This window comes from Paraburkholderia tagetis, from assembly GCF_022213065.1.
Classification (GTDB): Bacteria; Pseudomonadota; Gammaproteobacteria; order Burkholderiales; family Burkholderiaceae; genus Paraburkholderia; species Paraburkholderia tagetis.
On sequence record NZ_JAKLJA010000003.1, the window covers coordinates 102,679 to 117,906 of the forward strand.

Sequence of the window (15,228 nt, forward strand, 5' to 3'; positions counted from 1 at the left end):
CCGCAGGCCGGCGTCGTTCGATGCGCGCGATGATGGTAGCGCGCGGGGCGTCAGGTTCCCGGCGGTTGCAGCGCCGCTTCGCGCTGTCCCGCAAGCGGGTCGCGGCGCACGAGCAGCATGTGCACCTGGCGCGCGTCGGCGCGCAGCACCTCGAAGATCAGGTCGTCGATGCGCACCTTTTCGCTGCGATGCGGTACATGCCCGAATTGATGCGTGACGAAGCCGCCGATGGTGTCGACTTCCTCGTCCGGGAAATGGGTGCCGAACGCCTCGTTGAACTGCTCGATCTCCGTGAGCGCGCGCACGCGGAAACGCCCGTCGGGCGAGGCGATGATGTTGCCGCTTTCCTCGTCGAAGTCGTATTCGTCCTCGATGTCGCCGACGATCTGCTCGAGCACGTCCTCGATCGTGATGAGGCCGGCCACGCCGCCGTATTCGTCCACGACGATGGCGATGTGATTGCGGTTCTGGCGAAAGTCGTGGAGCAGCACGTTCAGGCGCTTGGACTCGGGGATGAACACGGCCGGGCGCAGCATGCCGCGCACGTCGAATTCCTCTTCGGCGTAGTAGCGCAGCAGGTCCTTGGCCAGCAGCACGCCGATCACGTTGTCGCGGTTGCCCTCGTAGACCGGATAGCGCGAGTGTGCCTTGTCCAGCACGAAGGGGATGAATTCGTCGGGGGTCTCGGCGATGTTGATCGCATCCATCTGGGCGCGCGGCACCATGATGTCGCGGGCGCAGAGTTCGGACACCTGGAATACGCCTTCGATCATCGAAAGCGAATCGGCGTCGATCAGATTGCGCGCGTGCGCGTCCTGGAGGATTTCGAGAAGCTCGCTGCGCGAGTCGGGCTCGGGCGAGATGAAGTCGGTCAGCCGCTCGAGAAGAGAGCGCTTTTCCTGCGGTTTGCCGGTTTGTCGTCGACTGGGATAAGAGTCGTTCATGGTGGTGCGCTCGGGGCCTCTTGATGGCTGGGCGCGCTGTTGCGGATAGGAAAGGATACAACATGCGTGTGGCGCGCCCGTGTAGGGCATGCCCGCAGCCCCATCCTAACGCAGATGCGGGGCGCCGGGGGGCGCACGGGTTAGCGGCGCGGTCTTCTTGCGCAACGGGCCGTGGCGACGGCGCTGGCATGCGGTAACGACCGCCGATGGGCTTGCCATATATCGCCAACTTTCGGGTTTCAGATTTGGATGATTTCCGCGTTGAGTTTGATGGACGTCGTCCGCAGCGGACTGTTTGACATTTTCCTTTCAGCGAAAGGGCTCTAATTCGCATCTTTGCGCGGAACCCAACATCGTTCTGCGCGTCGTTGGCCGGGAAAGCGGTCCGGCATCAGGTGCGTAAGGAGACTCATTTTGCAGGTGTTATCGAAGAAGCGTGCGAAGCAATGCGCGGCATGGCTCGTACCGCCCGTGTTCGTTATTTTGGCCGGCTGTGCGACCGAAGCGTCGCGCACGCTGCCCGTGCCGGAAGTGGCGGCCGCGCGCACGCCCTACGCGGGCAAACCCGTGCCGGTCGCTGTCGGCAAGTTCGACAACCGCTCGAGCTACATGCGCGGCATTTTCACAGACGGCATCGACCGCCTGGGCGGCCAGGCCAAAACCATTCTGATCACGGCGCTCCAGCAAAGCGGGCGCTTCAATGTGCTCGACCGGGACAACCTCGACGAAATCCACCGGGAATCCGGTTTCACGAAGCAGGCGCAGGCAGTGAAAGGCGCGCGCTACATCCTCACTGGCGACGTGACCGAATTTGGCCGCAAGGAAGTCGGCGACCAGCAGCTGTTCGGCATTCTCGGGCGCGGCAAGAGTCAGGTGGCGTACGCAAAGGTGAGCCTCAACGTGGTCGATACGGTCACGTCAGAGGTCGTGGCCTCGGCGCAAGGCGCGGGCGAATACAGCCTGTCGAGCCGCGAAGTGATCGGTTTTGGCGGCACCTCGGGCTACGACTCGACGCTCAACGGCAAGGTGCTCGACCTTGCAATCCAGGAGGCCGTCAACCGCCTCGCCGAACGCGTCGACGCGGGCGCGCTGGCCGCCGTTGGGCCGGCCCCTGTGAAGTGACGGTGGCGGAAACCAACGGAAATCAATCCGGTTAGAACAGAAGACACACTCATGACAAAAACCATCATCACGCGGCGGCCCGCCGGCGTGCCGCTCGGCGTCGCATTGGCTGTCGTTGGCGCGCTGCTTGCCGGCTGCGCGACGCGCTCGCAACCCACGCTCTATCAATGGGACGCCTATCAGCCGCAGGTCTACGCGTATTTGAAAGGGCAGACGAGCCCCGATGAGCAGATCGGGGCGCTCGAGCAAGCCCTTCAACAGATTCGCGCGAAGGGCAACCGGCCTCCGCCCGGCTTCCATGCCCACCTCGGCTCGCTCTATGCGAGCGCGGGCAAGGGCCAGCAGGCGCAGCAGGAACTGCTTGCAGAAAAGGAAGCCTTCCCAGAGTCGTCCGCATACATGGACTTTTTGCTGAAGAACCTCTCGAAGTAGGCGCGCCATCATGCTCAAATTTTCGATACTGAAATGCCTGCCGGTGCTCGCGGTTTGCGCGCTGCTCGCCGCGTGCGTGGGGCCGCAGAAACAAACCGCCGGCTACGATTACACCGCGTTCAAGAGCGCGAAGCCGCGCTCGATTCTCGTGCTGCCGCCGCTGAACGAGACCGTCGATGTGAATGCCACGAACGGCATGCTCTCGCAGATGACGATGCCGCTCGCGGAGTCCGGCTATTACGTGCTGCCCGTCGCCGAAGTGGCGGAGACGTTCCGCCAGAACGGCATATCGCTACCCGTGGAGATGCAGGCTACATCGCCGAAGAAGCTGCGTGAGATCTTCGGCGCGGATGCGGTGCTCTACACGAAGGTCACGCAGTACGGCTCGGTCTATCGGGTGGTTGACAGCAGCACGGTCGTCACGGCGACAGCGAAGCTCGTCAGCCTCGGCACGGGCGATGTGCTTTGGCAAGGCGGCGCGAGCGCCAACGGCAAGGAACTCGGCAACGTGGACTTCGGCAGCGGCAGCATCATCGGCATGATGGTGCAGGCGGCGGTCAAGCAGGTGGCGCATTCGCTCGCCGACAAAAGCCAGGAGGTGGCGGGGCTGACGAGCCAGAGGCTCTTGTCCGCAGGGCAGCCGAACGGTCTGCTCTATGGCCCGCATTCGCCGAAGTACGGCAGCGATTGAACCTGTCGCTGTGAACCGGGCGCGCGCTCACGCGCAGCGCGCGAGCAGCCTCTCCAGCGCCCGGTCGGGCATGCCGCTTTCGCGCAGGGCTTCCACGGTGCGCCGCACGTAGTCGAGCGTCGTGCCGTAGCGGCCTGTGGCGCAGCCGAACACCTGGCGCACCGTGTCTTCGCCGAGCTTGCCGGTGTAGGTCGGCACGTCGCGGCGCATCACGAAGGCGAGCGCCGCGACGCGCCGGCCATCGGCGAGCGAGCAGGGCAGCCAGGCGGGCCGGTACGAACCCATCGGCATTTCGCGGCGCCAGAGCGCTTCAAGGTGCGGCATCACGCCATCGGCGGCCAGGCGAAAGGCCACGCCGGCGCATGAGCCGCCACGATCGAGCGCGAGCACGAGGCCCGGCTGCTCGGGCGTGCCGCGATTCACGCGCGACCAGAGATACAACCCGCGATGGTAGCCGTGCACGCGCGAACGCACGTTTTCGATGGTTGGCAGGCCGGGGTTCCAGATCAGCGAGCCATAGCCGAACAGCCAGATGTCGCTCGTGCCGTCCCAATGCTGGAGCGTGCAGCCGAGCGAGGCGCGCAATTCGTCTTCGGTGAGCAGGCGCGACTCGCCTAGCGACGGCGGATAGCCAGGGCAAGGCAGCACGGCGGCACCAGAGGGCGTTCCGCCCGCGCCGCCAGAGGGCGCTCCACCAGAGGGCGCTCCGCTTTCCACCAGCGGTTCTGAAACATCACCGGAATCGTTCGCGCGCTTGTCGTTCATATCTGACCGGGTCGGGCGGAAAGGGGCGTGGCCTTACTTGTACGGGGCGGGAAAGCCGAGCGAGTTGAGGACTTCGGTTTCGATGCCTTCCATCTCTTCGGCTTCGGCGTCGTCCTCGTGATCGTAGCCTTGTGCGTGCAGCGTGCCGTGCACGAGCAGGTGCGCGTAGTGCGACGAAAGCGGTTTGCCCTGCTCGGCGGCTTCCTTCTCCACCACCGGGCAGCAGAGGATCAGGTCGCCTGTCACGGGGTCGTCCTCGCTCTCGGCGTAGGCGAATGTGAGGACGTTGGTCGCGTAGTCCTTGCCGCGATAGGTGCGGTTGAGTGTGCGGCCTTCCTCGGCGTCGACGAAGCGCACGGTCAGCTCGGCGTCGGCGAAGAGGGCGGCCTTCACCCACGCCGCCACGGTTGCCCGTGGCAGCGCGGCCTTGTGCTCGGGAAACGCCTTCGCGGCGGGGAACTGCACGTTCAGTTTGAGTTTCGGTGCGCGGGCCATGGTGCGTCGTTGTTTCAGCTCTAGCTTGCGCCTTTAGCGCGCGTCGCCGTTGCCTTCGTCTTTCTTCGAGTGCGCGTCGTAAGCCTCGACGATACGCGCGACGAGCGGATGGCGCACGACGTCCGCGCTCGTGAAGCGCGTGAGCGCGATGCCGCGCACGTTGGCGAGCACCTGCTGCGCCTCGATCAGCCCGCTCTTGTGGCCGCGCGGCAGGTCCACCTGGGTGGTGTCGCCGGTCACGACGGCTTTCGAGCCGAAGCCGATACGCGTCAAGAACATCTTCATCTGCTCGGGCGTGGTGTTCTGCGCCTCGTCGAGGATGATGAACGCGTGATTGAGCGTGCGTCCGCGCATGTAGGCGAGCGGCGCAATCTCGATCATCTGGCGTTCGAACATCTTCGCCGTCTTGTCGAAGCCGAGCAGATCGTAGAGCGCGTCGTACAGCGGACGCAGATACGGGTCGACCTTCTGCGCGAGATCGCCGGGCAGGAAGCCGAGACGTTCGCCCGCTTCCACGGCCGGACGCGTGAGCACGATGCGCTTGACCTGGTCGCGCTCGAGCGCGTCCACGGCGCAGGCCACGGCGAGATAGGTCTTGCCCGTGCCCGCCGGCCCGACGCCGAAGGTCACGTCGTGCGAGATGATCTGCTTGAGGTACTCGCGCTGTGCCGGTGTGCGGCCGCGCAGGTCGGCGCGGCGCGTGTAGAGCTTCGGACCGAGTTCCTCGACGTCGACGCCTTCTCGTGCGGGCTCATCGAACGGGTGATCCGGGTCGCCCCGGAAGCGCGGATCGATTTCCGTGGCGTCGGCGCCATTGTTGCCGCCGCTGTTTCCACCGCTGTTTCCACGCACGCCGCCATTGCCATTGCCGCGCGGATCGTTCGCCGGGTTGCCGGGATGCCGTGCTTCGACCAGCGCAAGCTGAATGTCGTCGACGGAAAGCGGATCGCGCGCCTGGTTGTAGAAGTTTTCGAGCGCGGCGAGCGCGAGTTTCGCGCCGCGACCACGAATCGCAATGCGATGGCCGCGTCGCGCGAGCGTCACGTCGAGCGCCTGCTCGATCTGCCGCAGGTTTTCGTCGAGCGGGCCGCAGAGATTTGCGAGCCGCGCGTTGTCGTCGCGCGGTGCGTTGAATTCCAGATGCTGCTGATTGGGCTTCAAGGTATCAGTGAACTCCGTTCAGGCGCCGGCTTAGTGCGGGAGCGCCGAAGTGTCCTCGTGCGCGAGCACGAGCTCGCCGCGCAGCGAGTGCGGGTAGGCGTGGTTGATCTTCACGTCGATCATCTGGCCGATCAGGCGTGCGTGCGAAGCGAGCGGCGCCGGGAAGTTCACGACGCGGTTGTTCTCGGTGCGGCCCGAAAGCTCGCTTGGGTCCTTGCGCGACGGGCCTTCCACCAGAATGCGCTCGACCCGGCCGACCATCGACTGGCTGATGCGCTGCACGTTCTCTTCGATCGTGGCTTGCAGATGCTGGAGGCGCTTGAGTTTGACTTCGCGCGGCGTGTCGTCGTGCAGATTCGCAGCGGGCGTGCCCGGACGCGGGCTGTAGATGAACGAGAAGCTCGTGTCGTACTTCATCTCTTCGACGAGCGCCATGGTCTTCTCGAAGTCCTCTTCCGTCTCGCCGGGGAAGCCGACGATGATGTCCGTGGAGAGCGACAGGTCCGGGCGAATCGCGCGCAGCTTGCGGATAACCGACTTGTATTCGAGCACGGTGTAGCCGCGCTTCATCGCCATGAGCACGCGGTCCGAGCCGTGCTGCACCGGCAGATGCAGATGGCTCACGAGCTTGGGCACCTTCGCGTAGGCGTCGATCAGGCGCTGCGTGAATTCCTTCGGATGCGAGGTGGTGTAGCGGATGCGCTCGATGCCGGGGATATCGGCGACGTATTCGATCAGCGTGGCGAAATCGGCGATATCGTGCGCGCCTTGCGTGAGCGCGCCTCGATATGCATTGACGTTCTGGCCGAGCAGCGTGACTTCGCGCACGCCCTGGTCGGCGAGGCCGGCGATTTCGGTGAGCACGTCATCGAGCGGGCGCGAGACCTCCTCGCCGCGCGTGTACGGCACGACGCAGTAGCTGCAGTACTTCGAGCAGCCTTCCATGATCGAGACGAATGCGCTCGGGCCTTCCACGCGCGCGGGCGGCAGATGGTCGAACTTCTCGATTTCGGGGAAGGTGATGTCGACCTGCGCGCGGCCGGAGGCGCGGCGCGCATCGATCATCTGCGGCAGACGGTGCAGCGTTTGCGGGCCGAACACGAGGTCCACATAGGGCGCGCGCTGCACGATGGCCGCGCCTTCCTGGCTCGCCACGCAGCCGCCCACGCCGATCAGCAGGTTCGGATTCGCTTCCTTCAACTCGCGCACGCGGCCGAGGTCGGAGAACACTTTCTCCTGAGCCTTTTCGCGCACCGAGCAGGTGTTGAAGAGAATCACGTCCGCGTCTTCGGGCGTATCGGTTTTCACGAGGCCTTCGGCGGCGCCGAGTACGTCGACCATCTTGTCGGAGTCGTACTCATTCATCTGGCAGCCAAAGGTCTTTACATAAACTTTCTTGGTCATCGGGGTCGCCGTTCGCAGTGGTTTACCTGGGGGCGTCGTCCGGTTGATGCACGGGTGCACTTCGGGACTACGGTGATAAAGAGGGCTGAAACAGGTGGCCGGGCCGCACGGGCCGTGGCGCACCACAGTCGGGACGATTCGCGTGCTTTTGCGTGGTGCTTTTATGGGTTTTTGCCGCCAGTTTTGCGGCGCAAATCGTTGTTCAGCGCAATCCAGCATTATAGCCTTATGCGCCGACGCGATTGGGGCGGCGCGCTTGCCTGGGTGGGGGCGCGGATGGGCGAGCGCAGGGCGCGGCTGCTGCGCAAATGTCGCCGTGGGGTAAAAGCATTCCCGAGGCCGCGCTCTGCAATGCTGATATCAGTGTGAAGATAACTTCGTTGGGCGCGGCCGGACGCGATGCTAGTCTTGCCTCCATTCAAGCTCTTGCGCCGTTTGGCGGCGCGCCTGGGAGGCATGCCATGCATTCAACGCTCGCGTTCGTGAGGGACGCACAGGCCGATCGTCCTGTCACGCATCGGAGTGCGAATCATCTCGCTGGCGATGATCAAATCGCCAGCGCTTACGCCGCCCGACTAACCGATAATCGGGACACGCAGGCTTTGGCCACGCATTCAACCGCATCCACGCAATCGGGCACCGTTGCGCGCGCCGATGCTTCTTTCGATGCGCTCGAGCATCTCGTCGGCGTGAACCTCGCGCGGCTGCGCGCCGAGCGTCAGCTTTCGCTCGATGCGCTCGCCCGTGCCTCGGGCGTCTCGCGAGCGATGCTCGCGCAGGTGGAATCCGCGCGCAGCGTGCCGTCGATCAAGGTCCTCTGCAAGGTGGCGGCGGCGCTCAAGGTGTCGGTGTCGGCGTTCTTGCGGCGGCATGCGGTGATCGGGTTCGAGCATCTGCCCGCCGATCGCGCGTCGCGCCGCGTGAGCGCCGATGGCCGCTACTCGGCGCGCGCGCTTTATCCCGAGGACGGCCCCGCCGTCGCCGAATTCCACGAGCTGCGCATCGCGCCGCTGCATACCGAGCCGGGCACACGCCGCGCGCCGGGGACAACGGTGAACCTCGTGGTGAGTGACGGCACGCTCGAGGTGAGCGTGCACGACCGGCGCCAGTTGCTCGCGACGGGCGATGCGATCGTCTTCGACGCGGACCAGCCGCACAGCCTGCGCAATCCCGGCGACACGGAGACGCGCGTCTTTCGCATGACGCTCAACGCCGAATCGCCGCCGCGCTGGAGCGCGCCGCTGCCGGGCGACACTCGGGATGCCGGGGCGGTTGGGCCGGCGCAGCCTGGTCTGCCTGCATAAGGGCGGTATCTAAGGGCGGTATCTAAGGGCGGTATCTAAGGGCGGGATCTAAGGGCGGGATCGCGCACTGCGGCATGCGCCATGTTTTACGCCGCTGATCTGTCATGCACGTCCGTCGACGGTGCGCTCCGGTATCCTGCCCTGCACCAGACGCGGCGCGCGACGCTTGTCTACCGTTTTTTTCCGCGCTGCACGATGGCGCGCCCTGTTGTATTCTTTGCCCGCCGGTTCAACCGGTAATCAGTGCGTCTTCAGGGCGGGGTGAAATTCCCCACCGGCGGTATGCCGGCCGCGCCGCAAGGCAACGCCGACGAGCCCGCGAGCGCCTGCGCGAAGTCTTTCTCGCAGGGTCAGCAGATCTGGTGCGATGCCAGAGCCGACGGTCATAGTCCGGATGGAAGAAGATGTGCAGATGGTCATGTTTGCCCAACCGCCGCGGCTTTTCGGCCCGCGCCGGCCTGCGTGCGACGTCCCGGCGTCGTGCTCCGGCCTCGCACGCCCGATGTCGCGCGCCGGGGATTCCTGTCTGTTTGCAATGCCCTGAAACGTTTTTCGCCCCAACTCTTGCGAGGAGCGTTTCACATGTCCTTTACCCGCAATGCCGTATCTGTCGAGCCGCCGCTCGACGCCATCGACGATCTCCCCCTGCTCGACACCGAACCGGTGCCGCCCCGCATTGCCGCTGCGCTGCAAGCCATGCGCGAAGGCCGTCCCGTCGTGCTTCAGGACGACCACGACCGCGAGGACGAAGCCGATCTGGTGCTGGCCGCCGAGCGCCTCACGCCCGCGACGATGGCGCTGTTCATCCGCGAATGCAGCGGCATCGTGTGCCTGTGCCTCTCCGACGAGAAGGTGCGCGCGCTCGAGCTGCCGCCCATGGTCGCGCACAACGAGAGCCGCAACCGCACCGCGTTCACGGTGTCGATCGAGGCGCGCGAGGGCGTGAGCACGGGCGTGTCCGCCGCCGACCGCGTGACGACGATCCGCGCCGCCATTGCCCCGAACGCACAGCCCGCCGACATCGTGCGCCCCGGCCACGTGTTTCCGCTGCGCGCGCAACCGGGCGGCGTGCTGGCGCGCCGCGGCCATACCGAAGGCACCGTCGATCTGGCCGCGCTCGCGGGCCTCGCGCCCGCCGGCGTGCTGTGCGAACTGATGAACCCGGACGGCACGATGGCGCGCGGCCAGCAGGTCGACGATTTCGCGAAGCGGCACGACCTGCCGATGCTGACGATCGCCGAGCTGGTGGCGTTTCGCGAGTCGCTCGCGCAGGCGCGCGAGCGCTGCGCCGAGCCTGCGTAAGGCACTCGGAGCCGGGCCGGAACGCGCCTGGGTGCGCTTGGCCGGAAGACGTTGATATTTCAGTCGCTAGAACGGCGCGTGGCCTCGCGGCTCACGCGCCGTTTGTCGTTTCGCGAGCGCGGAATGGGCAGCGGCGAGGCGGGCGGCGTTAAGACTGTTGATCGCCGAATTCGCCGCGCACGCCGGCCTCGACGAGCGCAGGCAGTTCATCCATGTGCTTCATGATGCGCGTGATGCCCATCTCGCGCAGCACGTCGGCATAGCCTGACGGGATATGGCTCGCGCCAACGAACGCGATCGTCTTCATGCCGGCCGCGCGCGCGGCGTTCAGGCCCGAGAGGCTGTCCTCGACGACGAGGCAGCGCGCCGGCGCCACACAGAGCACCGAGGCTGCGTGCAGATAGATATCCGGATAAGGCTTGGGTCGCGCGACCTGCTCGGCGCTGAAGATGCGCTCGCCGAAGATCGCATCGAGCCCGGCGCGCCGCACCGAGGCGTGTACCCGTGTGAGCCGGCTATTCGACACCACAGCAGCCGGCAGCGTGACCTGGCGCAGCGCGTCGCGCACGCCGTTGATCGGGCTCACCGATTCGGCGATGGCGACTTCGCAGTTGTGATCGATTGTTTCGAGAAAATGGTCGGGCAGGGTGAGATTGAAGCGCGCCGCGACATCGTCGAGAAAGCGCGAAGTCTGCTGGCCGAACGCGGTGGCCACGGCGGCGCGGAAGTCGACGCCGGGAAAAGTGCGGCTGAGCGTATCGAAGAGGACGTGGTCGGCAATGACTTCGCTGTCGACGAGTACGCCGTCGCAGTCGCAGATGAGATGGTCGATCATGCGCAAGACGAAAGTGCGGAAGGCGGGACGGCCGGGCCATGCGGAGCCTGCGTGGCCGGGCAAGGCGGGAAGGTTGAAAACATCATGATACGTGCTTTTGCGGCCGTGGCGACCTTCTCTTGCGGCGCGCTGCCGGTGAACGTGCGTATGCGGATTTGTGTGGCAGGGGCGGCCCATTGCGCCTTGGCAGTACGGCCAGGGTGTGGCGCGCGTCGCGCGATGCGACAATAGCCGGTGTGATCGAAACATGATCGAAACATGATCGAAACCAGCAGAAACCAGCAGCACCAAAGGAATGAGAACAGGGGGAACGCTATGCGTGGACTTGCGATGATCGGCGCAGCGGTGCTGGCCATCGGGTGTGCCGGATGCGCCGGCACGCCGGGGCTCTTGGGGGGCTGGCGCGCGCCGCCGTTCGCCGAGTTGCAGCAGATGTGCGGCGGTCAGCCAGTCGATTACGGCGTGGACACGCCGGCCGTCTATTCGGCTGTCTACGACGCCTGGGTGGCGAGCCGTCACGGCAAGCTGCCGCAGACGCAGTTCTGCCACTTCCAGGCCGGTCTCGCGCAGCAATATGCCGCGCATGGCACGGGCGCAAACGCGCAGGCGCGCAACGACTGGGTGGCGTATCTCAACGAGCAGCGCGCCCAGGCGCTCTCCTGGCGCGCATCGGCCGACTCGACTTTGCGCGGGGGCTGAGCGCGGCGGCCGGCACCCTGAGCGCTCGCGCGCCGGACAGGCGCCGGGTAGCCGCGGGATATAAGAAGCCCCGCACCTTCCACGTAGCCAGGCGCGAAAAAAATGGTCACGCGGGCATGAAGCGCGCGGGTCCGCGTGACCATGCACTGCAGGCGTACGTCTACAGCCGTGCGCCTGCATCGGGGAAGGTCTCGACGAACTGCACTGGCGGACGATTGCGGCGTCCGCGCAGGTCGAGAAAAATTAGCGAAACATCAGCGGTAGAGAGATCGGGCCGGAGCACGAACGCCGCGTGCCCGCTCCGCTATGAACATCGTTTGATGGCGCGCAACGCGGAGTCGCCGACTTCTGTAAGTCGCCATTGCTGGAGGCCGGAAGCGAGGCGCTCCAGTTGGACGAGCTGTCGTTCGAGGAGGGCGTCGAGTTCTTCGCGTTCCATGTCGATCTGGTTGGGGGCGTCCTTCACTAGCAGCAGGGTGGCGAATTCATGCGGACTCAGCATCGTTCTCTCCATGTTGCCGCATCAGAGGTCATCTATCGTGGCCGACGGGGCGGCGCGATGACAGTCATGCGGTGGGCGTGAGCGAAAGCCTGCAACGGCGCGACGTGGGTACCGGATGTGCGGTCCGTCTGCTGTCGTGCGTCACCGATCCAGCAGGTGGCGGCAAACAACCCAAACGGCATCCAGCCCGGATCTGCGCCGGGGAACTGGAGTGTAGTCAACTGCCCTGCGTTGTACAAATCACACCCCGAAAATATTCTGTTTGACATTCGGTGCCCGCAGCGGCGGTCGAGCCGCGCGCGCAGAACCTTGATTTCACTTGAGGTTCTTGCCGCAGTGCGGGAATGCGCGGCGATTCCATTCGACACCTTGGCCGTTGCATGCGGGACGCTCCTGACCGCGCCGACGCGCCCCCAATGCCGCTGCCACGCGTGCGTCGCGCACGCAATGGCCAAAGCATTTGCGCGCCGTCAAGTCGGCATCGTGGAGGCATTCCTCGGCACGAGGGCACGGCTGGCTTGGGCAGGCGCGCGATGTCGCCTGCGCATTGGTCGCGAGAGCGAGTCTTCCGATATGCCGCAGACTGCGCCAGGCCCACCGTATGCGGCTTTGCGGGCATCGGATGCAAGCCGGCGCGATGGTTTGTGCCCGGCGCGTGGCTGCCCGGTCCACCCGCCTTCACGCGCATGAGTGTCGGATGAGAGCATGACAATGCGCTCGCAGGCGCCTTACAAGTCGACTCTTCCCGGAACTGCTGCAAGCGGGATTGGTCTGTGCTCTCAGACTGCAGCTTCGCGAAACAAGATCTAAGATGAAGTAATCACGGCTGGTGCCTTTCACTACGCGGCGGGAACGCAGGACCGGGTCGTCGAACCGGTGGCGGGCCGCGCGGAAAGCTGCCGCTTTGGAGCAAGACAGAATGCGCAACGACATTGAGCCTCGCCACGTAATGCCCTGGCGTATCGAAGATATCGACCTCACGCGGATCGACCGTCAGAGTGCCCGCGCCAACGAAGACCTGCTGCTGCTGCTGTGTGCGTCGTCGTTTATTGAAAGCGGCTCGGACCTGTACACGAGCAACCTCAGCGTATTCTTCAACGGCGACCCGGAAGTCTCCGACTGGCTCAACAACGAGTGGGAGCACGAGGAGCTTCAGCATGGCCGTGCGCTGAAGACCTATATCCAGCACGTGTGGCCCGAGTTCGACTGGGACACGGCGTTCCGCAACTTCTTCGATGAGTATTCGAAGACCTGTTCGTTCGAGGAGTTCGAGCGGACGCGCGCGCTCGAGATGGTCGCGCGCTGCGTGGTGGAGACGGGCACGGCCACGCTCTATCGAGCCATCGGCGAATGCTCGAACGAGCCGGTGCTCAAGGAGATCACCGATAACATCCGCAGCGACGAAGTGCGCCACTACAAGCACTTTTTCCGCTACTTCAAGAAGTACAACCAGGTCGAAGGCCACGGGCGCCTCGCCGTGCTCGGCGCGCTCATGCGTCGCGTGATGGAGATCAAGAACGAGGACTCGGAGATCGCGTTGCGTCATGTGTTCGCAATTCGCTATCCCGACCGCGTGAAGGATCACGCCTACAATCGCGAGCTGACGGCGCGCGTGAACAAGCTCGTGCGCCACAATCTTTCCGCCGACATGTGCGTGAAGATGCTGCTCAAGCCGCTCGACATTCCCGCGAAGATTCAGCCCGGCGTGCACTATCCGCTCGCGAAGATCACGCAGCACGTGTTCTTCCGCTGAAGCACCGCCTTGTGCACGCGCCGCCTTGCGCTTGCCAGGCAGGGCGGCGGCAGGAGGTCCGGCAGAAAATGCAAAAGGCCCGCTAAAAAGCGGGCCTTTGTGCGTTCGGGCGACGCGAGGCGTCGCTCGCGCGCTGCACTAATCTCGATTAACGGTCGCGCTGGCCGTTGCCGTCGCGGCGCGAGCCGCCCGGGCGGCCACCCAGCAGCGCACCCGGATTCGATTGCGGCTTGCGCTGCGGACGGCCCAGCGCGCTTTCGTGCGACACGCCGCGCTGGCTTTCGCGGTGCGTATGCTCGCCACGACCGCCCTGCGCACCGTGATTCGCGCCTTGCTGCTTCACTGGCTTGGCGGTGCGCACGCCGTTCGGCGCGGCGGGCTTGGCCTGGCGCTGGCCGCCGTTGTTTCCACCGCTGTTGCCAATATTATTGCCAGCGGCGTTGCCACTGTTGTTCTGACGATTGCCGCCACCGTTGGCCGCCTGCGCGCGGCCGCTGTCTCGGCCGCCATCACGGCCACCCTCGCGCCCACCGCCACGAGCCTCGCGTCCCGGCGCCGGCTTGGCCGCCGCATTGCCGGCATTGCCCGAGGCACCGCGCCCCTGACCTTGTCCCTGACGCTGCCCGCGGCCTTGCTGCTGGCCACGGCGCAGGATCGGCTCGGGTTTCGCGTTCGGATCCGGCTCGAAGCCCGCAATGACCTCTTGCGGCACCGCGCGCTTGATGAGTTTTTCGATGTCTTTCAGAAGCTGATGCTCGTCCACGCAGACGAGCGAGACCGCTTCGCCGGTCGCACCCGCGCGGCCCGTGCGGCCGATGCGGTGCACATAGTCCTCGGGCACGTTGGGCAGGTCGAAGTTGACCACGTGCGGTAATTGGTCGATGTCGATGCCGCGCGCGGCGATGTCCGTGGCCACGAGCACCTGCAGCGTGCCGTCCTTGAACTCGCTCAAAGCGCGCGTGCGGGCCGACTGGCTCTTGTTGCCGTGGATCGCGAGCGCGCTGATGCCGTCCTTCGTGAGTTGCTCGGCGAGGCGGTTCGCGCCGTGCTTGGTGCGCGTGAACACGAGCACCTGGAACCAGTTGTGCTGGCGGATCAGGTGCGTGAGCAGCTCGCGCTTGCGGTCGCGATCGACGGGGTAGACCTTTTGTGCGACGGTTTCCGCCGTGGTGTTGCGGCGCGCGACTTCGATGAGCGCGGGCGAGTCGAGCAGGCTGTCGGCGAGCGCCTTGATTTCGTCGGCGAAGGTGGCCGAGAACAACAGGTTCTGGCGCTTCGGCGGCAGTTTCGCGAGCACACGCTTGATGTCGTGGATGAAGCCCATGTCGAGCATGCGGTCGGCTTCGTCGAGCACGAGGATCTCGATCTGCGAGAGATCGATGGTCTTTTGCTGCATATGGTCGAGCAGACGGCCCGGCGTCGCGACCACGATGTCCACGCCGCGCTTGAGGGCGTCGATCTGCGGGTTGATGCCCACGCCGCCGAACATCACCGTCGACTTGAGCTTCAGATACTTGCCGTAGGCGCGCACGCTTTCCTCGACCTGGGCGGCCAGTTCGCGCGTGGGCGTGAGAATGAGCGCGCGCACGACACGCCTGGCTCCTGCTGCCGGCGGCATGTCGGACAGACGCTGCAGGATGGGCAGCGTGAAGCCGGCGGTCTTGCCGGTGCCAGTCTGGGCGCCGGCGAGCAGGTCGCCGCCGTTCAGCACGGCAGGAATGGCTTGCGACTGGATAGGCGTGGGGGTGGTGTAACCCAGTTCGTTGACGGCACGGACCAGCGGTTCGGACAAGCCGAGAGAATCGAAAGACATAAACAC

The 15,228-nt window shown here is 65.3% G+C and carries 15 protein-coding genes and 1 riboswitch; of the genes, 7 read left to right on the forward strand and 8 right to left on the reverse strand.

The window, feature by feature from the left end; translation table 11 throughout:
- Window positions 1–50: 50 nt before the first annotated feature.
- Window positions 51–944, reverse strand: coding sequence for an HlyC/CorC family transporter (locus L5014_RS05595; RefSeq protein WP_238462594.1), 894 nt, complete (start codon window positions 942–944; stop codon window positions 51–53).
- 471 nt (window positions 945–1,415) lie between these two features.
- On the opposite strand from L5014_RS05595, the gene L5014_RS05600 reads away from it, so the two are divergent.
- The 3 genes from L5014_RS05600 to L5014_RS05610 are packed head-to-tail and all read left to right on the forward strand — an operon-like array spanning window position 1,416 to window position 3,189.
- The gene (locus L5014_RS05600; RefSeq protein ID WP_238462863.1) at window positions 1,416–2,066 is read left to right on the forward strand and encodes a CsgG/HfaB family protein; all 651 of its coding nucleotides are present in this window, start codon (window positions 1,416–1,418) and stop codon (window positions 2,064–2,066) included.
- A 51-nt stretch (window positions 2,067–2,117) separates the two neighbouring features.
- A complete protein-coding gene (locus L5014_RS05605) occupies window positions 2,118–2,498 on the forward strand; it encodes a DUF4810 domain-containing protein (RefSeq protein ID WP_238462595.1) in 381 nt (126 codons plus the stop codon).
- Window positions 2,499–2,508: 10 nt separating this feature from the next.
- Window positions 2,509–3,189, forward strand: coding sequence for a DUF799 domain-containing protein (locus L5014_RS05610; RefSeq protein ID WP_238462596.1), 681 nt, complete (start codon window positions 2,509–2,511; stop codon window positions 3,187–3,189).
- 27 nt (window positions 3,190–3,216) lie between these two features.
- Here L5014_RS05610 and L5014_RS05615 read toward each other — a convergent pair whose 3' ends face one another.
- From L5014_RS05615 to miaB, 4 genes are read right to left on the reverse strand one after another with little or no spacing between them, the layout of a single operon-like run.
- Window positions 3,217–3,954: a gamma-glutamylcyclotransferase gene (locus L5014_RS05615; protein WP_238462597.1), complete on the reverse strand. Its 738-nt coding sequence runs from the start codon at window positions 3,952–3,954 to the stop codon at window positions 3,217–3,219.
- 33 nt (window positions 3,955–3,987) lie between these two features.
- Window positions 3,988–4,449, reverse strand: a complete 462-nt coding sequence (ybeY, locus tag L5014_RS05620) for an rRNA maturation RNase YbeY (protein WP_238462598.1) — start codon at window positions 4,447–4,449, stop codon at window positions 3,988–3,990.
- A 33-nt stretch (window positions 4,450–4,482) separates the two neighbouring features.
- Window positions 4,483–5,610 carry a PhoH family protein gene (locus L5014_RS05625; protein WP_238462599.1) on the reverse strand — a complete coding sequence of 376 codons (1,128 nt, stop codon included), beginning with the start codon at window positions 5,608–5,610 and terminating at the stop codon, window positions 4,483–4,485.
- A gap of 30 nt (window positions 5,611–5,640) precedes the next feature.
- A complete protein-coding gene (gene miaB / locus L5014_RS05630) occupies window positions 5,641–7,014 on the reverse strand; it encodes a tRNA (N6-isopentenyl adenosine(37)-C2)-methylthiotransferase MiaB (protein WP_238462600.1) in 1,374 nt (457 codons plus the stop codon).
- Window positions 7,015–7,616: 602 nt separating this feature from the next.
- Here miaB and L5014_RS05635 point away from each other — a divergent pair.
- Window positions 7,617–8,318, forward strand: a complete 702-nt coding sequence (locus tag L5014_RS05635; RefSeq protein ID WP_238462601.1) for a helix-turn-helix domain-containing protein — start codon at window positions 7,617–7,619, stop codon at window positions 8,316–8,318.
- 243 nt (window positions 8,319–8,561) lie between these two features.
- A riboswitch (FMN riboswitch) is annotated at window positions 8,562–8,728 on the forward strand.
- A 172-nt stretch (window positions 8,729–8,900) separates the two neighbouring features.
- Complete coding sequence (ribB, locus tag L5014_RS05640) at window positions 8,901–9,620, forward strand: 3,4-dihydroxy-2-butanone-4-phosphate synthase (protein WP_238462602.1); 720 nt, start codon at window positions 8,901–8,903, stop codon at window positions 9,618–9,620.
- Window positions 9,621–9,768: 148 nt separating this feature from the next.
- On the opposite strand, the gene L5014_RS05645 is transcribed toward ribB, so the two are convergent.
- Window positions 9,769–10,455 carry an HAD family hydrolase gene (locus L5014_RS05645; protein ID WP_238462603.1) on the reverse strand — a complete coding sequence of 229 codons (687 nt, stop codon included), beginning with the start codon at window positions 10,453–10,455 and terminating at the stop codon, window positions 9,769–9,771.
- 315 nt (window positions 10,456–10,770) lie between these two features.
- On the opposite strand from L5014_RS05645, the gene L5014_RS05650 reads away from it, so the two are divergent.
- Window positions 10,771–11,154 (forward strand): hypothetical protein, encoded by a 384-nt coding sequence (locus tag L5014_RS05650; RefSeq protein ID WP_238462604.1) that lies wholly within the window; start codon window positions 10,771–10,773, stop codon window positions 11,152–11,154.
- A 304-nt stretch (window positions 11,155–11,458) separates the two neighbouring features.
- Here L5014_RS05650 and L5014_RS05655 read toward each other — a convergent pair whose 3' ends face one another.
- The gene (locus tag L5014_RS05655) at window positions 11,459–11,656 is read right to left on the reverse strand and encodes a hypothetical protein (protein ID WP_238462605.1); all 198 of its coding nucleotides are present in this window, start codon (window positions 11,654–11,656) and stop codon (window positions 11,459–11,461) included.
- Window positions 11,657–12,575: 919 nt separating this feature from the next.
- On the opposite strand from L5014_RS05655, the gene L5014_RS05660 reads away from it, so the two are divergent.
- A complete protein-coding gene (locus tag L5014_RS05660; RefSeq protein WP_238462606.1) occupies window positions 12,576–13,409 on the forward strand; it encodes a ferritin-like domain-containing protein in 834 nt (277 codons plus the stop codon).
- A gap of 148 nt (window positions 13,410–13,557) precedes the next feature.
- Here L5014_RS05660 and L5014_RS05665 read toward each other — a convergent pair whose 3' ends face one another.
- Window positions 13,558–15,222 carry a DEAD/DEAH box helicase gene (locus L5014_RS05665; protein ID WP_238462607.1) on the reverse strand — a complete coding sequence of 555 codons (1,665 nt, stop codon included), beginning with the start codon at window positions 15,220–15,222 and terminating at the stop codon, window positions 13,558–13,560.
- Window positions 15,223–15,228: the final 6 nt, after the last annotated feature.